This is a genomic window from Coleofasciculus sp. E2-BRE-01 (assembly GCF_040221695.1).
Lineage (GTDB): Bacteria > Cyanobacteriota > Cyanobacteriia > Cyanobacteriales > Coleofasciculaceae > Coleofasciculus.
In genome coordinates this window covers 48,035-72,252 of sequence record NZ_JAVKEA010000088.1, presented here as the reverse complement: position 1 = coordinate 72,252, position 24,218 = coordinate 48,035, and the positions used below count along the sequence as shown (strand labels likewise).

Below are 24,218 nucleotides of genomic sequence, written 5' to 3'. Positions count from 1 at the left end.
GGAGTGTCACCCAGGTGATTATCATTCTCATTCGCGTATTCATTCTCAATAATTCTGTCAATAAGCTCTCATCTTTTCGAGGCTTGAGGGGGGAAATGCAATGTAAGCCAAGCTTTTGAGCTGCTTGTCACCCCTTCAGGTACCAAGCTCAAGACGTGCCAGGAGTAGCCTCAGCTGATGCATTATACCTTGGCTCCGTACAATGGCGAAATCCCCAAACCCGCCAAAAGACATCCATGCTGCTGATTGGACAAAACCCGGATCGACCTGCCTTTAATTTACCTGAAGTCAATCAGCAACTTGACGCGATTCGGCTACCGGATACCGTTTTATTTGACCAAGCCTCGCGGGGGGAATACCAGAACATGATTGCCCAGGTTAAACAGAGAGAGCCAGCCACCACAGAAATTGGACAGCGAACCATAACCGTAGCCGGATTATTCCAAGTCGGCGCATCCTTTGCCGATGATGGCGCATTAATTACCAGCGATCAAAACTTTTTAAGGTTATTTCCCAAACGGGATGCTGGATCTGTGAGTCTGGGGTTAATTCGTCTGCATCCGGGGTATGAGCCAGAACAGGTGAGAGATGCTTTAGTGGCGCGATTACCGGAAGATGTGCAGGTACTGACGAGTCAGGGTTATGTGGATTTTGAAATTGCCGATATTCAATCGAGATCACCGATTGGGTTTGTTTTTGGCTTAGGCACGATCATGGGATTGATTGTGGGTACGGTGATTGTCTGCCAAGTGCTTTCGACGGATGTGAATAGCCACTTGGAAGAGTATGCCACGTTCAAGGCAATGGGTTATCGGAATACTTACTTGTTAGGGGTAATTTTTGAAGAAGCGCTAATTTTATCGGTGTTAGGGTTTATACCCGGTTTAGCGATCGCACTAGCGGCTTATCAAGTTACAGCGGCTGCAACCGCACTGCCTTTGGCGATGCCGTTGAGTCGGACTATTTTTGTGCTTCTGCTGACATTTGTCATGTGTGGTGCATCAGGTGCGATCGCGACTCGCCGACTCCAAGCGGCTGATCCGGCTGATATTTTTTAAAGCTGGGGAAGCTGGGGGAGCTGGGGAAGCTGGGGAAGCTGGGGAAGATGGGGAAGATGGGGAAGTTAACTCAAAACTCTACCTTACCTGTTAACTGTTCCCTGACAAATGACAAATGACAAATGACAAATGACAAATGACCAATGAAAAATGACCAATGACCAATGAAAAATGACCAATGAAAAATGACAAATAAACCCGTAATTTATATTCATCAACTTAACCACTACTTTGGCACAGGGAAACTGCGAAAGCAGGTGTTATTCGACATCAATTTAGAGATTTTTGCTGGCGAGATTGTGATTATGACAGGTCTTTCTGGATCGGGAAAAACCACGCTACTGACTTTATTAGGCGGCTTGCGATCGGCTCAGTCAGGCAGTCTAAACGTATTAGGGCAAGAACTTTGTCAAGCTAGCCAGAATATTTTGGTACAGGCAAGACGATATAATGGTTATATTTTCCAAGCACACAATTTACACGGTAGTTTAACGGCGCTTGAAAATGTGCAAATGGGGTTAGAAGTTCATGGCATATTTTCCAAGTCAGAACGCCACCGTCGGGCGGCGGAAATGCTCAAGCAGGTGGGTTTAGAAGAGCGCATCAATTATTATCCGGCAGATTTATCAGGTGGACAAAAACAGCGAGTCGCGATCGCCCGCGCTCTTGTCAGCCGTCCCCAAATCGTGCTAGCTGATGAACCCACCGCCGCACTAGATAAAAAATCGGGACGGGATGTGGTTGATATTATGCATGATTTAGCCAAGCAACAGGGGTGTACAATCTTACTCGTAACCCACGATAATCGCATTTTGGATATTGCGGATCGGATTATTTATATGGAAGATGGGCGCTTATCCAAGCAACCTGAATCAGTAGCGATTTCCCAGTAATCCAGTTCAATCATACATAATGCGATCGCGTTGGCTTGTAGTAAGGGCTTTAGCCCTATATTCTATTGGGTAACATGAGCCAACCCAACCGACCAATTACAATACGCTGTAGTCCTTACGTTCTTTCGGAACAGGCTCTGTCAACCCCTGCTTTTGAGTTTAAATTGACATCAATGACAGACGTGCGCCCCTAAAGTATCTGAAACCTGATCTAGTATCGGTCGATAAAGTGTATCGCGTTGCTGGTAGGGACGCCCTAGCGAATGAATCGCTTTCTGGAGAGTCTCGACTTCCATACAGGTTCCCCCTTGAGCGCCTGCCATGGTGGTGATATGTTCTTCCATTAACGTGCCGCCAATGTCATTACAGCCCCATCTGAGAGCTTCCTTCGCACCAGCCAAAGCCAATTTCACCCAGCTTGGTTGATGGTTAGGAATCCAATTACCCAGGAAAATTCGCGCCACAGCCGTTAACAATAGGGCATCCTGGAGAATCGGTTGATCTCGCCCCACACGCTGACGCAACGGTTTAGGGGCATCTTGACCAACAAAAGGCAGTAGAATAAACTCTGTGATATGGCCCTGATAGCCTTGAGCGCGAGTTCGTTGCTGAAGCGATCGCAGCTTGGCTAAATGCCCCATCTGCTGTTGGTTCGTTTCAATATGACCCGAAAGCATTGTGCTAGTTGTGGGCATTCCCAATCGATGCGCCATTCCCACAATGTCTAACCAGGTTGTCGTATTGGTCTTTTCCGGACAAAGGATGCGCCGCACTTCGTCATCTAAAACCTCAGCCGCCGTTCCAGGCATTGAACCAACCCCAGCCTTTTTCAGTGCGGCAATGACCTCAGCGTAACTCAATCCATCTTGTTCAGCGATAAATTGGACTTCCTGGGGGGAGAACGCATGGAGATGTAATTGAGGAAATGCTTGCTTAATCGTTTTCACCAATTCCAGATAATAGGGTAAAGCCGCACCATTAATAGTGGCTTCCGGGTTCAATCCCCCCTGCATACAAATTTCCGTCGCCCCCCGTTGTACTGCATCCTCTGTCTTTTCCAGAATTTGCTCCCAATCTAGCCAATACGCCCCCTCTGTACCCCCATCGCGGCGGAAGGCACAGAAACTACAGTGCTGAGTACAAATATTGGTAAAGTTGATATTACGGTTAATCACGTAGGTGACGCGATCGCCTGCTTGGTGATGGCGCAATTGGTCAGCCGTTTCCTGAATCGCCGCCACAGTAGTCGGTTCAGATTGCTGAAGGAGAATCACACCTTCCTCTGGAGAAATGTCTTCACCAGCTAAGGCGCGGTTCAGAATGGCGTCAACGGAGTTGGTAATCACGGAATATCTGGAAAAGATAGGGAAACACTCCTCTTGATACTACTATGCCCGCTAAGTATCGAGCCAGTAATCATTGACACTCCCCCGGCTGAAGGCGCAGAGGCTTGCACTATCGCATCTTTGTCATAAGCATGCCCTTTAGCGAAGCGAATGGTCAATTGTAGGGGCGGGTTTAGGAACTAAAGTCAGCTATTGCTGAAATCAATGAACAACAAAACCCGCCCTATCTCACTGAATTCGATTGTTAACAATCGTCCCTAAATCACTGGAGTTTAGACTACATGTAGGTGTACTTCATTTACTTGCAATCTGCTGTAACAGAGTCCAGACAGCGATCGCACCCAGGCTGATTAATAAACTCAACACAGACCTCATAGTCTAAAGTCCAGTAAATAAAATAATAGCAAATAAAAAAATAATAGCAAATAAAGTCAAAATATTGGAGAATTATTTACAGTGCAGAAAGCAGTTATTATTTGTCCCGGCATTCACAATTCACAGTTGACACAGGAGTTTTTAGCTGGGTTACAACGCTGTGACTCTGGCAATTTAGGGCGTGTTCAGCAAATGTTAATTTTTCCTAGCCACGAGTATCCGGCATATTCAGCTATTCATATTTTGAACTATTTACAGGGTCATCTTACTCTAATGAACACCTCTGTTACTTTTATCAGTTTTAGTGCAGGAGTAGTTGGTGCGATTGGTGCAGCATGGGGATGGCAGATGCTTGGGGGAACTGTGAAAGCGCTGGTGGCGTTGGATGGGTGGGGTGTACCCTTATATGGAACATTTCCCATTCATCGGCTGAGTCACGATTATTTTACCCACTGGAGTTCCGCCTTATTGGGAAGTGGTAACAGTCGTTTTTATGCTGACCCCCCAGTGGAGCATCTAACGTTATGGGAAAAGCCGGATAGCTGTCTAGGGTGGGGAATACAACCCCTTGAGAATGGGAGAGAATGGCGACGTTATCTGACGGCGGCTGAGTTTGTGGTGCAACTCTTGCAGTATTAACCGTTTGTGGTAAGACTTGCTGCACAAACCGGAAACCCTTTAAAATAAAAGTGCAAAGGACGATTAAAGGTTCAGCAAATTTTAAGGCTTAATAGATAAAAACCATACAAGATAGCGAGCGAGACGCTCGCACTACATACAACCGTTCCCTGTTCTCTGTTCCCTGTTCCCTCTTGAGATCAACTGATGTCCTAACGTATCCCCCGATATTTTATCGAATTTGGCAAGAAGAATCCAACCATACCCCAATCAGGGTTAGTTGGGAAGAATGTCAATCTAACTGATTTACCGGAAACGCTCCAGGTTGCACGAGAATTGTTTTTGTTTTCCCCTGACGATTCACTTCAATATCGAGATTCGCGCCCACTTCACTAGCTTCTACTTCTTCTTGTACATCCGAGGCAGTTTTAATCGGTTTTCCGCCAACTTTTTGAATAATATCACCCGGTTCAATACCCGCTTGTTGAGCTGGAGAATTAGGAACAACGCGGACGATCAAGACACCTTGGTCTTGAGTCACTTTTAAACCCGCATCTTGATCCTGATTAATTTCTTTGCGTAACTCTGGAGTCAGTGTGACCATCTGAATTCCCAGATAAGGATGGTCAACCCGACCTTTTTCAAAAAGCTGTTCAGCAATGCGTTGAGCGGTTTCAATGGGAATGGCAAAGCCTAATCCTTGAGCGTTGGCGCGAATCGCTGTATTAATGCCAATGACTTCACCATTGGCGTTTAATAAGGGTCCGCCGGAATTTCCAGGATTAATTGCTGCATCGGTTTGGATAAAACTAACTCGTTTTTCCGGAACCCCAACCTGAGAACTCGATCGCCCCAAAGCGCTAATAATGCCAACGGTTACTGTATTATCTAAACCCAGAGGATTCCCGATCGCGATCGCCCACTCCCCAGGAATCAACTCATCGGCTTTACCCAAGCGGACAGTGGGCAAATCTTCCGCCTCAATTTTAATAATCGCCACATCGGTTACTGGGTCTGCCCCTAATACCCGACCCTCTAATGTCCGTCCATCTTTCAGTGTAACCTTGACGATATCCGCCCCGTCGATAACATGAGCATTGGTAATAATTCGCCCATCTGACTCCAGAATAAAACCCGATCCGGTTCCCCGTTCCACGCGAGGTTCAGGGACAGGCATCTCATTGCCAAAAAAGCGGCGGAAGAAGGGATTTCTAAACGGTTCGGGAACATCTTGGCTGAGCTGACGCGCCGCATCAATCCTCACCACCGCTGGTCCAACTTGCTCAACGGCTTGGGCAATAAAATTGAGATTGCCGGGAGCTGGACGATTGGAGCGTTTTGGGGCTAAGGGTTCCAATACCGCCGGCACCGCTTCTGGAGGATTGACCCCTTGGGGTTCAGCCATAAGGTAGCGACTACCTAAAACCCCTGCTCCACCGCCTAAGCCTAGCAAGGTCAGATAAACGGTTAGCTGCTTTAATGATAAACTCATGGTCTTGGAAACGGGTAGTTTTTGCAGGGGTTGACAAGCGCGATCGCAACTCGCCCATTATGCTGAGTTGCTGCCTTTAATTGTACAACCTTCCTTTTCAGAGTGCCTCAGCTTCCCCAGCTTCCAGACGTAGCATGCTACGTCTCTACATTGCTTCCCCAGCTCTCTGTGCTCTACCCGTTTCTACTGGGAAAGGTCATCGATGCCTGATGATGCTGTCGCAGCGGAATTTCAATCACAAACTCACTGCCTTGCCCCAGTTCAGAATTACACTGAAGATATCCCCCATGTTTTTCCACGACAATCTGATAGCTAATCGACAAACCCAAACCCGTGCCTTTTCCGACAGGTTTAGTGGTGAAAAACGGATCAAATAGACGTTGACGCACAATCTCAGTCATCCCAGCTCCATTATCCGTAATGCGAACCACCACCCATTGATTCACCAACAATGATTTTGCCTGGGACTTAGGACGCTTCACGTCTTTAATTGCGGTCTGAATCACAATCGTGGGATAAGGACTAGAGGATTGTCCATTAGACAACTGGGCTTGAGCATTTAACTGTCTCAACTCTTCGAGCGCATCAATGGCATTACTCAGTAGATTCATAAACACTTGGTTGAGTTGTCCCGGATAACATTCCACCAAAGGTAAATCTCCATAGTCCTTCACCAACTGCACTTCAACTAGACCGGGCGTCGCTTTGAGCTGATTTTGTAGAATCAACAACGTATTGTCTAATCCCTCATGCAAATCCACTGATTTCATTTCCGCTTGATCCAAGCGGGAGAAATTTCGCAACGACAGCACCAAGTTGCGAATGCGATCGGCACCCAGTTTCATGGAGTTAATCAGTTTAGGCAAGTCCGTTTTGACAAACTCTAAGTCAATGTCCTCTGTCGTTTCTTGAATTTCGGATACAGGCTGAGGATAGTACTGCTCATAGAGTTCCAGCAGACCCATCACGTCCTGAACATACTGAGAAGCGTAAGCAATATTACCGTAAATAAAATTAATCGGATTATTAATTTCATGAGCCACCCCCGCAACCAGTTGTCCCAAAGACGACATTTTTTCGCTCTGAATCAACTGACTTTGATAAGAATGCAGTTGCTGGATCATGCGTGTGAGTTCGCGGGTTTGTTTTTTCAACTGGGCTTCACTTTGCCGCAGCGCTGTTTCTACCCGCTGGCGTTCTAGAATATCTTGTTGAAGCTGGACATTGGCTTGAGTAAGCTGGACTGTGCGCTGTTCAACTTGAATTTTCAATTGGTCATGAGATTTTTGCAGGGCTAACTCCGCTCGCTGGCGCTCCCCAATTTCGTGGCGTAGCCGTTCATTTGTCTGGGCTAATTCCGAGGTTCGTTCTTCCACCGCCTGTTGCAGTAGTTCGATTACCCCATACATTTCCACGGGGTTAAGCACTTGCAGTAGGCTGGTTTGGGAAACGATTCCCACTAATTCTCCCTGATTGCCGCGAACGACCAACCGTCGCACCCGATGCTGCTGCATTTGTTCATGGGCGAGCCACAAGGAATCCGAGGGACTCAGACAAAATAAGGGTGTACTCATCACCTCTTGAGCCTGCAGGCGCGATAAATCTAGTTCTAGTGCCTGAAACTGTACAATATCGCGTTCCGTGACAATACCCACGGGAATCAGGGACTGAGAATAAAGGATTGGACAGGGACAAGAGACTTTAGTCAAAGGAGCCGAACATCCGGCTGGCGTGAATGCGTCTTGTTCACCAGGCTGAATTTCCGAATCTCTGACTTGAGTAATCACCACGCAACTGACTTGATACTCTGTCATGAGCTGGGCTAACTGTAGCACCGCTGTAGTTACGGGTGCATAAATAACCGCTGTGGTCATCACATCTTGTACACAGCGTAATCGCGTCAGTAGATTAACGGGTTGCAGGGCTTTGCGAATACTCTCATGGGTGACAATTCCCATAGGTTGCCCTTGTTCATTGACAATCGGCAGGTGACGAATCCGATGCTGGCGTAAGAGTCCCAATGCAGTAAAAATATCGTGAGACGGCGACGGTTGCAGCGTAATCGCGGGTCGGGTCATGATTTCGGAAATATTGACCTGGCTTAAGGGAAGACCAGCCGCAGCTAACCTAACGATATCGCGCTCGGTGAATACGCCCACCAGTCGCCCTTCCTCCATCACCAATACACAACCCGCCGCCGTATTCGCCACACCAAACACGGCGTCTTCTTCCTGAGACAGGCAGGAAATTTGTGGGAGATTCGCTGGGATGTGACTCATGTCAGTTCCTAACGCTTGGCTGGGTAATCGGCAACTGCGAAATCGACTCATTAGCGCCAAGACATCCACCAGCGGCGTATCTGGTGCGACGGTCAAAAAATGAGCATCAATTGCTGGTTCTAGAGCTAAGGAATGGAACGGCAGACCACTAGGCTGCATGAGCAATGTCTCTGGGGTGAAGATCGGCGTAGCTGGGCAGAATTACGGGGATGGTTACTGATTCAATCAGGCTTGACAGGTTGGCTTGGTTATGATATTTGGCTATTCGATAGCTATGACAGCTATCCACCTACCAAGGAGGAGCATCAGCTAGTAAATTTGACACTCCCCGGTCTCGCATACAGGGGGTTTCCCGCAACGGAGGAATTTTTATGAGAGTCGCACCCTGGAAGTCTTGAGAATTTCAGTTACTTGGTTTTACTGGCAATTTTACGCTGTTGTCTTCCTTTTTTCTGTCTATTTTTTTTAAGACTGCAATAAATCGTTACATTTATTGTAACAAATTGTTACATCATGCTCTCGTGAGTCATGCCAAGTTGCGACCAAAGATATAACTATAACGTTCTCTCCCCCCGCTTCACCCACTCCCCTAGTTTCCCCAGCTCTTCCTATCCACTACGTTTAAGCGCAACTCGTTATCAGGATTGATTCAATGCCCCCTTACCAAAGAATTTTGGCGGTTCGTTTAAGGTATAGACTTGAGTTTCCGAGGCGATCGCACGACGGATATAGGCAGGGGTTTGTAACAGTCCTAATAACGCCACACCGTCGATTAGGCGCAAGCCCCCTGTTGTATTATCTTGCAGGTGTTGGTCAACGGTAGCCGGATTGGGTTGAGAATCAATGGCTTGGGCAGACGCGATCGCAAATCCCCAGGGTTCACCGTAGGTGGGGGTGTAGCAAGAATAGGAGTGTATATGTGGAAAAACAGTATTTAAGGTATTGACTAGACGAGCATGGGCTTTGACCGCGAACGTTCCCACCGGTCCAGCTTGCAGGACTAAAAACCCATTGGTTGTCAGAACGCGCTGAACTTTCTCAAAAAACTCTTTGGTAAACAGCTTATAGGATGGTCCTTCTTCAATCGGATCAGACAGATCGGAGATGACAATATCCCACTGTTGTTCCATCTTGTCTAAAATCTCTAGAGCGTCACCAATCACCAGTTGAGTTCGAGGATCATCAAAGGCATTTTGATGCATTTCTGGCAGATGTTGTCGGCAAGCCTCCACAACCTCACCATCAATATCCACCATCATCACCTGCTCAACGCTTTTCCAGCGCAGGATTTCACGTACCGTTGCTCCTTCACCCCCGCCCAATACCAGAACCTTGCGCGGATTAGGATGACTAATCATAGCCGGGTGAACCAGGGATTCATGGTAAATAAACTCATCCCCTGTACAGGATTGCCATTTGCCGTCTAAAACTAAGGCTTTACCATAGGCTCCTGTTTCCACAATATACATTTCCTGATAGGCTGTTTTTTTATAAGCTAAAACCTTGGTAATCCCGTGAACATAGATATCCCAAGGCGTGATATACTCGCTTATCCACAAATCGGCATCAACCTGACTACCAGCCATACAGCCCCCTTCTTCCTAATTAAACAGAATTACATAGATCGTCATTATTACAGAAATAAGCAACCGACAACAGGTAACGGGAGAATGCCAGTGTTAGATTTTAGACTTTAGCGGTAAGTCGTCGGTAGGAACAATAAAAGTTAACGGCTGAGAACTCGCTTCCTTTGAGAAGCAAACTATGTCATTTGTTTATTTAAGAGTTTGAGATCTATTTACATAACTTAATAATATAGTTAAGTTTGTTTCCACCAACCTATTTAGTAGGAATGTCCAGGTTTAGCTTACCCCGACGCTCTAAGCCGCATCGAACAATGTCAGAATTTGGTTGAAGATAGGTTCATCGGCGCGAGTTTGTAGAATAGCGCCAGCTAATTCAATAAATTTATGATCTTTTTGGTTGTTATGTTCAATCAATTTGCTGGCTGGATGAAACGTCAGGTCATCAGTTTGTAATTCATTCGTTTTTCCCGTTTGTAAACCCAAAAACCCCGGTTTCCAGGAAATCGATTTACCCCGCAAGGTAAATTGAAACCACTCAATTTTGCCGTGGCGAAGTTCTACCACTATATCAAAATAAGGCTCGCCTCCTTGATACCAAACTTTGGTAATCCCCTCTTTCGCTGGGCTTAATATCCCCGGATCGATCTGTCTGAGGGAAGCTCCTAATCGTTTAATTTCATCTTGATCCATCTGCGTCACGAATTTGGGTCTCAGCTCCCTGGTATATCCCCATGAAGGTAAGCTGATCGCTAAAACTATATACTGGATACGCCCATATCGCCAATGACTCCGGATTTCTAGGTAAACAGAGAAAATTTGCCGCCGGCTATAAATTGATTGATGAGAAGCGCGATCGCCTCACCTGAGAATTGTAGACCTTTTGCGCCGCCGCCCTTGGTGAAACGTTCAAAGGGAAACGTTGCGAGGGTTGATTGGTGTCCCAGCTTAACCTTCACCTATATCTTTAAATATATCTGCAAGAATCGTATTGGAAAATAAGAAGCCGTCGGGGTCACTCAATCTGATCCGTCCACTGATGGGTCTGTTTGAGACTGCTTGCATATCGATAACGCTCCCATCGGGATTTACTATTTTGATCCAACCTTTGTCAACCGATGGCTGTAAACTGCGCCAAATCCTTTCTATCAGGGTTTCACCAAATTTTTCCCTCAACGCGGATAGACTCAAACCGTCTGCCAGACGCAATCCTAACATGACGGTTTCTAAGAGGATATCAGTGGTACTACTTGGGAGAGACTCAAGGACGCCTCCTGCTTGGATAAATTGTTCTACCCAAGCATAATACTCTCGCCGGGTGCGGGGTCGAGTAAACCGCCGCCCCTGGATATAACTAGCCGCCCCCATACCAAATCCATAAAAAGGACGGTTTTCCCAATACACCCGATTATGTCGGCATTGATGAGTGGGTAGAGCATAGTTGGATATCTCATAATGGTCATACCCGGCATCAGTAAGGAGTTGCTGGGCAAGGCGATACATTTGAGCGGTTGTCTCGTCAGTCGGTAAGGGAGAAATGCCAGGGCTGTACTGCCGTCCAAAGGCGGTGACGGGTTCTATAGTCAAGTCATAGCAGGAGATATGGGTAGGGGCAAGCTGAATGGCGGTGGCTAGGGATTCCTGCCACTGTTCTAAGGTTTGAGTGGGTAATCCAGAAATCAAATCTAAACTCCAGTCGGGAACCTCTACTTGGCGGAGCAACTCAACGGCGGTGAAGATATGATTAAGCTGGTGCGATCGCCCACAAATGCCCAATAGTTCATCCTGAAAGGCTTGAACTCCCAGGCTCACTCGATTCACGCCCGCATCCCGGTATCCTTTGATCTGCGACAGGTCGAATGTGCCTGGGTCTATTTCCATGGAAATCTCAGCATCGGTAGTTATGCCAAACTGCTGTGTTAAGGTATCCAGAATGCGGTTTAACTGTTGAGTGGATAACAGAGAGGGGGTGCCACCACCAAAGAAAATGGTTGAGAGAGAACAAGTCGAGGCTGGTGTTGTTTGAATTTCTTGAGCTAAGACCTCAACATATTCCTCAATCGTGCCGGACGTACTGCCCCTGGCTTTATCGCCGACTACAGATACAGGAAAGTCACAGTAGTAGCATCGGCGTCGGCAGAAGGGGATATGGATGTAGGCGGAATGGGCAATTCCCATCTCGATGATTTTCTCAGATTTGTTTGAAAAATTTAACATATTAGGCGGAAATTTTACGAATAATTCTTAAATGTTTGATTAACAAGTAGTAGATCGATGGAAACAAACCAAACAAAGTTACGTTTTGTAAATGTTATTTAATTTATGACCACCAAGGATATCCGAATTATGAGTTATGAGTTATGAAGCTGAATGTCCTGTTCCCTGACCCCTAATGATCCTCACCATTTATGCTGACAGACTTATTAGTTCAAGGTATTTTTAGAAAAAATCTGGAGTCATTAACAAAAAAAGGGCTAGAACTGTACTCGCTTATACGAAAACCTGAATATTCGAGCTAAGCCGATAGGTATAGGAAAACAAAATGGAGGGAAAGATATAATAAATGTGATTAACCTCTATCATTATAAATCTTGAATAGAATCGAAAGATTTGCCAGATAAACCACTTGGATTGGAACCATGCTTGATTTTGTCATTATTCTTTTATTCATCCTAGGAGGAGCAGGTGTAGGGTTCGACATTGTTGAACTGCTTCCGCCTTCCGTGCAAGAACAGATTACCAATCTGGAGGCGCTGCGTTGGATTTTAGCCAGTTTTACCGCCATTATCGGTTTTGCGGTTGGGTTAACGGTGCAGGTGACCTATCGTCGTTTGGAAAAGCAGGTACGCCAACTGCCAATTGAGGTAATTTTAACCCGGGCAGTCGGTTTGGTGTTGGGGCTGCTGTTAGCGAATTTAATGCTAGCCCCGATTTTCTTTCTACCTTTTCCCTCGGAGTTTGCCTTTATCAAGCCCCTGGCGGCAATTTTGGGCAGTGTGATGTTTGCCTTTCTGGGAATCAGTCTGGCAGATACCCACGGTCGGACTTTTTTGCGACTGATTAATCCAAACAGCTTGGACACGATGTTGGTAGCAGAAGGGACGCTCAAACCAGCGACGAGTAAGGTACTCGACACCAGTTGTATTATCGATGGTCGCATTGAGGAACTGTTGAATACAGGGTTTGTCGAGGGTCAACTCCTCATCCCCCAGTTTGTGTTGCAAGAGTTACAGCAGTTAGCCGATGCAGCGAATGATCAAAAGCGGATTCGGGGACGGCGTGGGTTAGATATTCTCAAAGCTATGCAAACCGCTTATCCGGAACGCCTGATTATTCACCCGGCTGATTATGAGGATATTCAGACGGTGGATGCCAAATTGGTTCGGTTGACTCAGGAAATTAATGGCACGCTTTTGACGAATGACTACAATCTGAGTAAAGTGGCTAATTTGCAAAAAGTCCCGGTACTCAATGTCAATGACCTAGCTCACGCTGTACGTCCAATTTATCTGCCGGGTGATAGCCTGGAACTGAAAATCCTCAAGGAGGGGAAAGAACCCTCTCAAGGCGTAGGTTATCTAGACGATGGCACGATGGTGGTTGTGGAAGAAGGACGTAACCACCTCGGCGCTGAAATGCGAGTTGTGGTCACTTCGGCTTTACAGACATCTGCTGGACGGATGATTTTTGCTCGTCCTCAAGCATCTGTGGCGGCGTAAACCTATGAATTGGCTGCGGTTGAGGTGGCTACAGGTCTGGAAACGGTGCTGATTTTCCAGCACCGTTTTTGATCAGTTGCCAAACTAATCTCTAGGAAAGAACCTTGCTGTGTAAGAATGGTTTAGGATTGCCAGAGTAATTTCTGGCAAGATGTAGGCTGTTGGAGAGAAAACGAGCTTTTTGTATGAAAGTTGGCGATCGCGTTCGAGTTAAGACATCTGTTATTGTTTACCACAATCCTGCCCACCGCAATGAGCCGTTTGATATCAAGGGTATGGAAGGCGAAGTCATTGCTATCGTTACAGAATGGCAAGGGCGACCCGTGAGCGCTAACTTACCGATTCAGGTTAAATTTGATAAAAAGTTTCGCGGTCACTTCCGGGAAGATGAGTTAGAAGTGGTTTAACCTTGCCAAGCTAGTAGGGTGGGCATTGCCCACCAGCCTTAAGTCAGTGGCATTCATTTTGAATCTACTGGTTTTGCATTTTGAGCTATAACCGCATCTTGGGATCATCATCCTCTATGTAGATTTCTGCTATTTCACACCTGGGTAAACTACCAAGGTGGGGATACTCATTCTGTGATATTCTCACCCGATTTCTGCTGCCGACTCCATCGTTTTGAAGAATGACCCCACAGCAGGCTAACAAAACCCAGCATAGATTACCCTTGAAGCAATGGTTTAAGGGAATTATTAGCGGACTACTTGGATTCATCCTGTTTCTGTCCCTGTCGGGGTTTCCCGCATTGGCGAAAAATGAACCCTTGCAGTTTCCTATTTTAGATCGCCAACCGCAGGAACCGATTGAAACAGAACCCCCGGTTTCCCCAGCAGCGGGTACGCCCGGAATTATTAGCCAACAGGAATTTGCCAATTATGTAAATAATTTCTTTGACCAAGAGATGTCCAAATCTCACGTTCCGGGGGCGGTAATTTCTGTAGTCAAAGATGGAACTGTTTTTTTCGCCAAAGGCTATGGTTATGCAAACCTGGAGAAAAAAACTCCCGTTGTTGCCGATCGCACGTTGTTTCGGGTGGCGTCTTTGTCTAAACTCTTCACGGCTACCGCCACAATGCAATTATACGAGCAGGGACGGCTTGATCTAGAGGGTGATGTTAGCCAATACCTGGAAGGCTTTCAACTTGACAACCCCCACTCTCAACCTGTGACCTTTGCCCAGCTAATGATGCATACCGATGGTAGTACGAAGCGTCTGATTGGACTCGCCGCCCGCACTGAAAAAGAGATGACACCTCTAGGGGATTACCTGGCTGAGTATATGCCGCCGATTGTCTGGCAACCGGGGAAATTTTACAGCTATTCCAACCATGCGATCGCGTTATTGGGTTACTTGGTGGAACAGATATCAGGTCGTCCTTATCAGGACTATATCAACGCCCATATTTTACAACCCCTCGATATGCAGCGCAGCAGCTTTGCTCAACCGCCACCACCGGATTTAGCGGATGATTTGGCAGTTGGCTATCAGTATCAAAAAGGCAACTACAAAGCTGTTCCCTACCTCTACCTTGATATTGCACCGGCTGCCTCCCTCAGTGCCACCGCCACGGATATGGCGCATTTTATGATTGCTCATTTGCAACAGGGGCGTTATCAAAACCAGCGTATCTTAGAGGCGGATACGGCGAAACTCATGCACCAGACTCACTTTAAACCTCACCCAAAATTACCCGGAACTGGCTACGGGTTTCGGGAACGTCTGGTTAATAATATGCGTGCGATCGGGCATTTAGGCAGCTTGCGGGGGTATTCGAGTTCGCTGACGTTAATCCCTAGCCAAAATATTGGTATTTTCATTGCCTCTAATAGTTTTAGCGGAATTCATAGTAAATTCCTTACCCAGTTTTTTGATCATTATTTTCCGGTTGACCAAAATTCTACACCCGTTCAATCCCTTGATGCTTCTCAGGTAGAACTGGAGCGGTTTACGGGAACTTATCGAGATATGGAATATCCCCGCCATACGTTGGCAAAACTAGCAGGATCATTCAAACATATCCACATTAAAAAAGGTGATAACAACCGATTGCAAATTCAGACGCCCAATCTCTTCTTTTTAAATAAAATCAAACCCGTTCAACTCGAACCTGTGGCCCCCCTGTTATTTAAACGAGTGGATACGCCGACGTTTACGGCGTTTGAGGAAAATGAGGCGGGAGAGATTACGTTTGCCTACAATCCCCTGTTTCCCAAAATTGGTACTTATGAGCGTATATCCTGGTATGAAGGGATTTGGGTGCAGTTTGGACTGGTTGGGTTTTGTGTTGTGGTGTTCCTATCCGCCATGATTAGGGGAATCGTACACCCTTTAATTAAATGGTGGCGGGGCAAGCCGAGTTCGGATAAACAGCAGTATAAATCAGCGTGGCTATTAGCGGGAGCGATCGCGACTTTAAATCTAGTCTTCCTGATTGGTTTACCCCTATCACTCTGGCTGATCGGCGTCTGGAAGTTAGTCTATGGCGTTCTCCCTGTCGCGATCGCATTCTTGTGTCTTCCTGTGTTAACCGCTTTGGCTACCCTGGGATTACTGGCTTTTACCGTGTTAGCTTGGAAAAATCACGATTGGTCTTTTGGGGCGCGATCGCATTATTCTGTGATCACATTAGCCACCTTAGTTTTCATTGGGGTGTTGGCGTACTGGAATTTACTCGGATTTCAGTTCTAAACTTGAAGTCCCGATTCCCTGTTTCCTTACCATCTGTAGCCGGAAATTGGCAAGTCTATTTTCCTATTGGCAAGTCTATTTTCCTGAAGTTTTATTGGGAAATGTAAATAAATATCACAAAAAGGGGCATTTGACGTAAAAGCAGCCGCGAAAATTAGAGTAATCTATGAAGGTTCTTTGGTGTCTGCTGATCACTTCGATCGAATCTGAACGTACCCCAACTGGAGACAGGGCTATGGCTGAGCCAAACACGTTAAAGCTCGCTAAACAAGGTAATCCTAAAGCAATTGCGGCAATGATTAACCGCTCGCTGCGAGCCAAGCACATCATCGCTAAGGTTAATCGCAAAGACGATTGTTTGCAAGTCTTGGTAGAATCAGCGCAAATTCCCAACCAAAAGGCGATGGTTTCTTTTATTCGTCAGGGTTTAACCAAGCTAGGCGTTGAGACGATTAAAACGGTGCAAGTTTATGGGCGTAAGAAAGGACAAGACTCTTTTGCTTGGAATCAAAGCTTTGATATAGAATCCTCACCTCCTCAAGTCGCAGACATTCACGATTCCGATCCTGATTTAAATCTGCATCACACTCCTGAAGATGTTGCTGCTGAAAGTGATACATTTTCCAGTTCCCCATCCGCCGACTTAGAACCACCACCGGGTTCAAATTTTGCCGCAGTTCCTCGACACGCTCCTATTAGAGAGTATACATCGTCACCTAATCGACAACCAAGCGTTCATACCTCACACCGTAGCACTCAATCCAGCCGTTCCCAACCTCGCCAACCGATGAAACCCTTGAGTATAGGTAATGTGGTTAGCGCTAGTCTACGTTTGTATCGCGATCGGTTCAAGTTATACTTTGGTCTGGCATTTCAGGCGTTTTTGTGGATGTTAGTCCCAATTTATGGCTGGGCAAAATCCTATCAAATTCAGGCGATTATTTCACGCCATGCCGTTAGTGAGTTTGCTGAACAACCGGAAACCATCGATAGTATTCGCAATCGGCTCAATCGGAAAATGTGGGATTTCTGGATAGCGCAAATGTTAATTGGTTTAATTGCCTTTGGTGTTAATACGGGTTTGTCGATTCTGTCAAGCATTGTCGGGGGAATAGTATCAAGTCTAGGAGACGTGATGAGCTTGGTAGCGCTAGGTATTTACCTCTGGGTCTACGCCCACTTCTTTGTTACTGAGTTACCATTAGCTGTAGAACCTAATATGAAACCCAACACTTCCATTGAGCGCAGTTGGAAATTAAGCAAGGGATTTATTCCCCAACTGATGGGCGTAATTGCCGTTGCTACTCTCATCACGATTCCGCTCGGATTAATCGCTTTGATTCCTATTTTGGTAATGATTCCTACCTTATTGATTAATCCCTCGCTAGAGGCATTGATTTCTGCTATAGGTATATTCATATTATTAATATTTATCGCCTTTGCCTTGATCAGTCTTTTAGTCATGCCATTTTGGCAAATCATTAAGGCGGTTATTTACTATGATCTCCGCAATCGCCGAGAAGGAATTGGTTTACAGCTACGCCATTGACTCAACCGATCGCTTAATTGTTAAGTAGGTGGGGATAATTAAGGTTAACGGCTTGCTATCGTCATTTGTCATTTGTCATTTGTCATACTCGCTATCGCGAGAAATCCTAGAAAAACGCCCAATAACCCAGAAGAGAACGATAAGATAGGCTTGGCTTCGTTCAAACCCTAGCAGTGATGGATGTAGATAAACCCTTAGGTTCAGTCATTCAAGGTTCTCTCTCCGGCGGATTGGAAGTGCGATTGGAGGCGGATGTCTCCGTCGAAGATATGCGCGTGGGTAAGTTTCTGGTGGTTCAAGGGATGCGATCGCGCTTTTTCTGTATGCTGACGGATGTGGCGCTAGGAACCTCCAGTCAGCGGATTTGGGCGAATCCCCCCCATCCCAACGATGACTTTTTACGTGAGGTTCTCGCCGGAAGCGGCACGTTTGGGACGATCAATTTAACTCCGATGCTGATGTTCACGCCAACGGAGGGAAAACGGGAGACATCTAACCTTAACCTGAATGGCAAAAGTCCCTTAGCTTCATTTCAACCTCAAAGTAGTGAGGACATGGAATTGCTTCCGGTGAAAACAATTCCCAGTCACTTCTCCCAAGTCTATGACGCCAGTGAACGCGATTTCCGGGCGGTGTTTGGCTGGGAAGATGATCCCCATCGGCGGAATTTTTCGGTGGGTCAACCCCTTGACATGGACGTGCCAATATGCTTAGACCTGGATCGGTTTGTGGAACGCAGTAATGGCGTGTTTGGCAAATCGGGAACCGGGAAATCCTTTCTGACTCGCTTATTATTATCCGGGATTATTCGCAAGCAAGCGGCGGTTAATTTAATCTTCGATATGCACTCCGAATATGGATGGGAAGCGGTATCAGAAGGAAAACAATTTAGTACAGTCAAAGGATTACGCCAACTCTTTCCCAACCAAGTCCAAGTTTATACCCTTGACCCCGAATCCACCCAACGCCGAGGAATTCGAGACGCCCAAGCCATGTATCTCAGTTACGATCAAATTGAAGTTGAAGATATTATGCTAGTGCGCGGGGAGTTAAACCTATCTGAAGCGAGTCTAGAAAATGCGATTATTCTCCGCAATGAGTTTGGCAAAACCTGGATTACGCAACTCCTGAATATGACGAATGAAGATATCCAGATGTTTTGCGATGAGAAGCGGGGAAATAAGTCTTCAATTATGGCATTACAGCGCAAGTTACTGCGTTTGGATGAATTGAAGTACATGCGGAGTGCTTGTCCCCAAAATTATATTGACCAGATTCTGCAATCCTTAGATGCGGGGAAGCATGTGGTGGTGGAATTTGGCTCTCAATCGAATATGCTCTCCTATATGTTAGCCACGAATGTGATGACGCGCCGCATTCATGGTAAATACGTGCGGAAGGCGGAGAAATTTCTGCAAAGCAAAAATCCATGCGATCGCCCGCACCCATTGGTGATTACGATTGAAGAGGCGCACCGTTTCCTGGATTCAGCCACAGTGCGTCAAACCATCTTTGGCATTATCGCCCGGGAGATGCGGAAATATTTCGTTACATTACTGATTGTCGATCAGCGTCCATCAGGGATTGATAATGAAGTCATGTCCCAGGTTGGCACCCGGATTACCTGTTTACTGAATGACGATAAAGACATCGAGGCGATCTTCACCGGAGTTTCAGGGGGACAAAGTTTGCGATCGGTGTTAGCTAAATTAGATTCCAAACAACAGGCATTAATATTAGGACACGCCGTACCCATGCCAGTTGTAGTACGAACTCGTCCTTATGATCAAGGCTTCTACGCAGAAATTGGCGAACCCTCCTGGGATGAAAAGTCAGATGAAGAAGTATTTGCCGCCGCCGATGCAGCTAAAGCAGATTTAGGCTTTTAAACTAGGTTCATCGTTGCGCTGTCTTCGCCCTCATCGTTAAAACACTCACTATAAACGCTCAATTCAGCGACATTTACTGTAATTATGACATCCTTATTTTTCAAGGGATTTATTAGAGATATTCGCTATAATCCTCAGTTACGTTCTAAATTAAAAGTTTACCCGCTAAATTCATTTAATATTAATACCTCAAGAGCCTGTGGAATCATTGAATTAGACAGTCCAGAAAATACCTTGGCATTCTCAAAGTGGGTTTCACCGAAAAGAACTCGCTCTTATCCTTTTGCTAGAATATACAACACTTATTATTTAAACACCAAAAAAGTAACAATTATTCCAATCATTAAGGATGAGGGATTGGCAGGTGATAATGATCGAATCAACTTTATCACCTTTTCTTGGATGAGTTTAATGAATGTATACATCATATTAGCTTGGTATGACAAAGCGGAAATAGCTAAGGCAAACTCGGCTAAGTTGACCAAGCAAAAATTTAATCCTGATTATGTTAAACAAAAGATTCAAGAAATAGCCAACTATCAGTTAACAGCTTTACACTGGAACACGACCCATTTTCAACAGGATTTTAACAACGTCTATAGATGTGCAGTAGATAGTTATCAAGCTATTTTTCAAAATCAGGGGGTTGCAGTCCATCCTAGAGATATTCAACTGAATGTTCTTGAACAGTTTAATATCAACAATTATTTTAGTTTGCAAAATTTCAAACAATATACTTTACCGAATTCTCTAAAAGCCGCTCAACGAGAAGTTATTACCAGTCATGCATTGGAGTATTTGGCAGACGGAGACAAGGGAATATTTGAAATTTCTAATTATTTAGGAGGAGAGTACTACCTCACTGTTGATGAAGTTTACCGAGAAGACGATACTTACATTCTACAAGAATCAAAAAATAGTAGCCGAAAATTTCCTGCAAAAGCTGACATCAAGGATGGATTATTTAAACTAATACTGTTCGCTAATCTAGAAAGACTATTACTTGACGAATGCGAAATCAGCTTTATCGTCTGCCTCAAAATAACAGGACAGATAGTTGGTTCTTTATCACTGCCAGCAGATGATGCTCTCATCGGAGAATTTTGTAAAAGAAATCGATTTAGTCGTATACAGTCACAGACTATTATGACACTTGCTCAAGAGTGTACTGTAAATCATAAGCTGTCCATATTAATAACCTCGGCAAATTAAAATGAGCAAAAGTCCCCTACGATATCCCGGCGGCAAGTCCAAGGCATTGGATCAAATATTACCGCATATACCTTGGGACATTCAAGAATTTAGAGAACCATTTGTCGGAGGAGGTTCTGTATTCCTAGGCTTAGAAAATAGTAGGATATTATTTCCTATACGTTATTGGATTAATGATTTAAATCATGATTTATACTGCTTCTGGAAGATGGCAAAAATCAATAACGAAGAACTTGTAAAAAATATAAAAGAGCTTCGATACATCTATCCAAATGGTAGAGAATTGTACAACTTATTGAAAGCAAAAAAAACTCATCTATCTGAGCTAGAATTGGCTTCTAGATTTTTCATATTGAATAGAATTACCTTTTCAGGAACAGTAGATTCAGGAGGATATTCTCAAAAAGCTTTTGAACAGAGATTCACAGAGTCTTCTATAGATAGACTAATTAATGTAGCCCCATTTCTTACATCCGTAACGATTACCCATGGAGATTATGAAAAACTAATTTTTCAAGACGGTGAAAATGTATTTATATTTCTTGATCCGCCTTACTATCAAGCACAAAAGTCTAAGTTATATGGTGTTAGAGGTAATTTACATACTTCGTTTGATCATCAGCGATTTGCTAATATTATGCAAAAGTGCAATTATAGATGGTTAATCACCTATGATGACTCACCTGAAATTAGGAAACTATTCAGTTTTGCGGAAATAGTCGAATGGAAACTCCAGTATGGTATGAATAATTATAAAAAAAAGAGTGCAGCAAAAGGAAGTGAGTTATTTATCAAGAATTACTAATCGTAGTTAAACTGTGTTGAAAATAGAAATGTATAGTAATACTCTGACTTGCCCAACACTAAAATTTCCATTAAAAAACTACATCTTCATAAATCGCTACCAACGTTCCGGTAAAACCAATACTTTCGAGTTTAAATTCTTGCTGTATAGAAGTATAAAACTGCAACACCCACTGCCCTTTATCATTGCGGCGGAAGCAATCAATTCGTTGCCGTTTGGTATTAATTAAGACATATTCTCGCAGACTTTCCAGTTCCTGATAATCGGCAAATTTATCGCCTCGATCAAATGCTTCAGTCGAATCCGATAAAACTTCAACAATCAGAGTCGGGAATCGCTTATACGTCGAGGTTTCTTGATCTCGTGGATCACAAGTAACAATAACATCAGGATAATAGAACCGATTTAACGATTCTATGCGGGCTTTCATATCGGCAATATAGACTCGACAACCCGAACCACGGACATGACTACGGAGTAGAGCAAAAAGGTTTCCAGCAATCGTAACATGAGGGTCACTTGCTCCCGCCATAGCATAGATTTGCCCATCAATATATTCATGTTTTATCGGACTCTGTTCCTCCATTATGAGGTATTGGTCAGGTGTAAGATAAGGATGTTGAGGAGAAGCAATCATCGTAGTTTTGTTATAAAAGGTTTTTCATAGTATAGCAAATGTAGGGGCGCAAGGCTTGCGCCCCCAACTAATTAGATACACTGACTACAACATTTTTCAAAAGGCGCTAACCGCCACTAATTTTGGCTTTATACCCCAACTGCGTCAAAATTTCCAGCATTTTTTGAGCATGATCCCCTTGAATTTCTAAGGTATCATCTTTAACCGTGCCACCACTACCACATTTAGTTTTAAGCTGTTTGAGAAGTTGGGTTAAGGTGTCCGGTTTACATTGAAAACCACTAATCACCGTAACAGTTTTCCCCTTGCGCCCCTTACGAGACGCTTGAACGCGCAAGTTTTGCTGATTGGGTGGAAGTTCTTGGACTCCGCGTTCCGTAGCCGCCGAATTACTACCAAATTCTTGGTAAGCTACACGCTTTTTGGAGGAGTTAGAGGATTTGCGTTTAGACATAGCTGTTAAATCGTTTTGTTCAATTATCGGTGAGGAGGGCGGGTTTTGTTGTTCCTTTATCGGTGAAATATGAATTTAGTCCCTAAACCCGCCCCTACAGTGGCTTATTCAATTATTGGTGGCGAGGGCAGGTTTTAAGGAAAGATGTGCCATGTTATTTTATAATTTTTACAGTAACATTCCAGCAATACAAGCCGTCATAAAACAAGCGAGTGTTCCGCCAACTAATGCTCTCACCCCTAACCGTGCTAAATCAGGTTGCCGATTTGGTGCAATTCCACCAATTCCACCCAGTTGAATCCCAATTGAACCAATATTGGAAAAGCCACACAAGGCGTAAGTAGCAATAATAATTGACCGTTCCGATAGCTGAGATTGTTCAATCAAGGCTTTGAGATCCAGATAAGCAATAAACTCACTCAAAATCGTCTTTTTCCCTAACAAAACTGCTACCTGACCACAGTCTGACCAAGGAACACCCATTAACCACGCCACGGGAGCCAAAATAATCGCTAAAATTGATTCTAGCGTGAGCTGGGGTAGTCCCACTAATCCACCCAACCACCCCAAAATGCCGTTCACCATGGCTAACAGTCCCAAGAATGCAATCAACATTGCTGCTACATTGGCGGCTAATTTCAACCCATCCAGCGCCCCCGTCGCCGCCGCATCAATCCCATTCACTGTTGTCGGCTTCACCTCCAGGGTAATTTTCCCGGCGGTTTTCGAGGATTCTGTTTCCGGATACAACAGTTTAGAAATGGCTAAAGCGGCTGGTGCGGACATCACCGAAGCAGCGATGAGATGTTCGGCTGGAATTCCAAAGGAAATATAAGCCGCCAAGACACCCCCAGCTACAGTGGCAAATCCTCCTGTCATGACGGCGTGTAACTCCGAAAGCGTCATTGTTGATACGTAAGGTTTGATTAATAGCGGGGCTTCCGTTGAACCGACAAAGATATTCGCTGCTGCACTCAGGGTTTCTGCACCCGATGTTTTCAAGGTTTTGAACATCACCCAAGCCACCGCCTTAACCACTTGGGGCAGAATTTTATAGTGATAAAGAATCGTGATGAAAGACGAGAAAAAGATAATTGTCGGTAGGACTTTGAAGGCAATAAAGCGCTCCTCTAAATTTTCCCCCAAGACAAACTTCGCCCCAGCATCAGAGAAATTCAGGAACTGAGTCACTAACTGCCCCAAAAACTCAAAGACAACCAACCCTGGTGCTGTCCTGAGAATTAACACCGCCAGAATTAACTGCAAGGCAATTCCCCATAATACAGGTTGCCAACGAATCGCCCGCCGATTGACAGATAAAACGTAGCCTAAGCCGATGAATACCAGCAGCCCCAAGGCAGAAATTAAGCGTTCCATAGTATTTCTCTGACCAAAAAATAGAGATATCCCAAAAAGTCGTCTATACTTAAGGTTTACTCATTGGACTTGACAGGTTTAATCCTAAGTCATTTCGTGGCGATCGCAGAAAAAAAACATCGCCCCAGCCAGCCAGAATGAAGTATCCAGAGAAAAAATTAGATAAAACCCTGAAACAAGTCTAGAAATCTTGAATTAAATAGGAAGACAGAAAAACCGTTGGTTTCAGGAGCGCTTCTC

Annotated in this window: 19 protein-coding genes and 1 pseudogene; 11 read left to right on the top strand and 9 right to left on the bottom strand. The window is 45.0% G+C overall.

The features are described 5' to 3' along the window. Positions 1 to 140: 140 nt before the first annotated feature. The 3 genes and pseudogenes from devC to RIG66_RS10995 all read left to right on the top strand — a co-directional run. Positions 141 to 1,058, top strand: a pseudogene (gene devC / locus RIG66_RS11005) (ABC transporter permease DevC); the annotation flags it as partial. Beyond that, positions 1,006 to 1,152: a hypothetical protein gene (locus tag RIG66_RS11000; RefSeq protein WP_446377928.1), complete on the top strand. Its 147-nt coding sequence runs from the start codon at positions 1,006 to 1,008 to the stop codon at positions 1,150 to 1,152. The pseudogene devC and the gene RIG66_RS11000, both read left to right, overlap by 53 nt. Before the next feature lie 91 nt (positions 1,153 to 1,243). After that, positions 1,244 to 1,951 (top strand): ATP-binding cassette domain-containing protein, encoded by a 708-nt coding sequence (locus tag RIG66_RS10995; RefSeq protein WP_446377926.1) that lies wholly within the window; start codon positions 1,244 to 1,246, stop codon positions 1,949 to 1,951. Positions 1,952 to 2,121: 170 nt separating this feature from the next. Here the strand turns inward: RIG66_RS10995 and cofH are convergent, their stop codons facing one another. Further along, positions 2,122 to 3,297, bottom strand: a complete 1,176-nt coding sequence (cofH, locus tag RIG66_RS10990; RefSeq protein ID WP_446377924.1) for a 7,8-didemethyl-8-hydroxy-5-deazariboflavin synthase subunit CofH — start codon at positions 3,295 to 3,297, stop codon at positions 2,122 to 2,124. Positions 3,298 to 3,753: 456 nt separating this feature from the next. Here cofH and RIG66_RS10985 point away from each other — a divergent pair, with 456 nt between their 5' ends. Then, entirely contained in the window at positions 3,754 to 4,311 is a 558-nt protein-coding gene (locus RIG66_RS10985) for a hypothetical protein (protein WP_446377922.1), read from the top strand. Between the two features lie 271 nt (positions 4,312 to 4,582). On the opposite strand, the gene RIG66_RS10980 is transcribed toward RIG66_RS10985, so the two are convergent. The 5 genes from RIG66_RS10980 to hemW form a co-directional block, all read right to left on the bottom strand. After that, a complete protein-coding gene (locus RIG66_RS10980) occupies positions 4,583 to 5,782 on the bottom strand; it encodes an HhoA/HhoB/HtrA family serine endopeptidase (protein WP_446377920.1) in 1,200 nt (399 codons plus the stop codon). A gap of 173 nt (positions 5,783 to 5,955) precedes the next feature. Beyond that, positions 5,956 to 8,220, bottom strand: a complete 2,265-nt coding sequence (locus tag RIG66_RS10975; protein WP_446377918.1) for a CBS domain-containing protein — start codon at positions 8,218 to 8,220, stop codon at positions 5,956 to 5,958. A gap of 479 nt (positions 8,221 to 8,699) precedes the next feature. Then, complete coding sequence (gene speE / locus RIG66_RS10970; RefSeq protein WP_446377916.1) at positions 8,700 to 9,647, bottom strand: polyamine aminopropyltransferase; 948 nt, start codon at positions 9,645 to 9,647, stop codon at positions 8,700 to 8,702. 294 nt (positions 9,648 to 9,941) lie between these two features. Further along, positions 9,942 to 10,337 carry a hypothetical protein gene (locus RIG66_RS10965; RefSeq protein ID WP_446377934.1) on the bottom strand — a complete coding sequence of 132 codons (396 nt, stop codon included), beginning with the start codon at positions 10,335 to 10,337 and terminating at the stop codon, positions 9,942 to 9,944. Between the two features lie 255 nt (positions 10,338 to 10,592). Further along, entirely contained in the window at positions 10,593 to 11,861 is a 1,269-nt protein-coding gene (gene hemW, locus RIG66_RS10960) for a radical SAM family heme chaperone HemW (RefSeq protein ID WP_446377914.1), read from the bottom strand. Between the two features lie 422 nt (positions 11,862 to 12,283). Here hemW and RIG66_RS10955 point away from each other — a divergent pair, with 422 nt between their 5' ends. From RIG66_RS10955 to RIG66_RS10925, 7 genes are all read left to right on the top strand, one after another. Beyond that, positions 12,284 to 13,363 (top strand): PIN/TRAM domain-containing protein, encoded by a 1,080-nt coding sequence (locus tag RIG66_RS10955; RefSeq protein ID WP_006103287.1) that lies wholly within the window; start codon positions 12,284 to 12,286, stop codon positions 13,361 to 13,363. 185 nt (positions 13,364 to 13,548) lie between these two features. Continuing rightward, entirely contained in the window at positions 13,549 to 13,770 is a 222-nt protein-coding gene (locus RIG66_RS10950) for a ferredoxin-thioredoxin reductase variable chain (RefSeq protein WP_446377911.1), read from the top strand. Between the two features lie 221 nt (positions 13,771 to 13,991). Continuing rightward, positions 13,992 to 16,055, top strand: a complete 2,064-nt coding sequence (locus tag RIG66_RS10945) for a serine hydrolase domain-containing protein (RefSeq protein ID WP_446377909.1) — start codon at positions 13,992 to 13,994, stop codon at positions 16,053 to 16,055. Positions 16,056 to 16,290: 235 nt separating this feature from the next. Beyond that, positions 16,291 to 17,604, top strand: a complete 1,314-nt coding sequence (locus RIG66_RS10940; RefSeq protein WP_446377907.1) for a hypothetical protein — start codon at positions 16,291 to 16,293, stop codon at positions 17,602 to 17,604. A gap of 176 nt (positions 17,605 to 17,780) precedes the next feature. Further along, complete coding sequence (locus tag RIG66_RS10935; protein ID WP_446377905.1) at positions 17,781 to 19,493, top strand: helicase HerA domain-containing protein; 1,713 nt, start codon at positions 17,781 to 17,783, stop codon at positions 19,491 to 19,493. A gap of 84 nt (positions 19,494 to 19,577) precedes the next feature. After that, positions 19,578 to 20,705 carry a hypothetical protein gene (locus RIG66_RS10930; protein WP_446377903.1) on the top strand — a complete coding sequence of 376 codons (1,128 nt, stop codon included), beginning with the start codon at positions 19,578 to 19,580 and terminating at the stop codon, positions 20,703 to 20,705. Further along, entirely contained in the window at positions 20,701 to 21,510 is an 810-nt protein-coding gene (locus tag RIG66_RS10925; protein WP_446377932.1) for a DNA adenine methylase, read from the top strand. The genes RIG66_RS10930 and RIG66_RS10925 overlap by 5 nt, the downstream gene beginning before the upstream one ends. A gap of 70 nt (positions 21,511 to 21,580) precedes the next feature. Here the strand turns inward: RIG66_RS10925 and RIG66_RS10920 are convergent, their stop codons facing one another. The 3 genes from RIG66_RS10920 to RIG66_RS10910 form a co-directional block, all read right to left on the bottom strand. Continuing rightward, the gene (locus RIG66_RS10920) at positions 21,581 to 22,147 is read right to left on the bottom strand and encodes a Uma2 family endonuclease (protein WP_446377901.1); all 567 of its coding nucleotides are present in this window, start codon (positions 22,145 to 22,147) and stop codon (positions 21,581 to 21,583) included. A gap of 106 nt (positions 22,148 to 22,253) precedes the next feature. Then, entirely contained in the window at positions 22,254 to 22,601 is a 348-nt protein-coding gene (locus RIG66_RS10915; protein WP_446377899.1) for a translation initiation factor, read from the bottom strand. 168 nt (positions 22,602 to 22,769) lie between these two features. After that, the gene (locus RIG66_RS10910) at positions 22,770 to 23,978 is read right to left on the bottom strand and encodes a NupC/NupG family nucleoside CNT transporter (RefSeq protein WP_446377897.1); all 1,209 of its coding nucleotides are present in this window, start codon (positions 23,976 to 23,978) and stop codon (positions 22,770 to 22,772) included. Positions 23,979 to 24,218 lie beyond the last annotated feature (240 nt).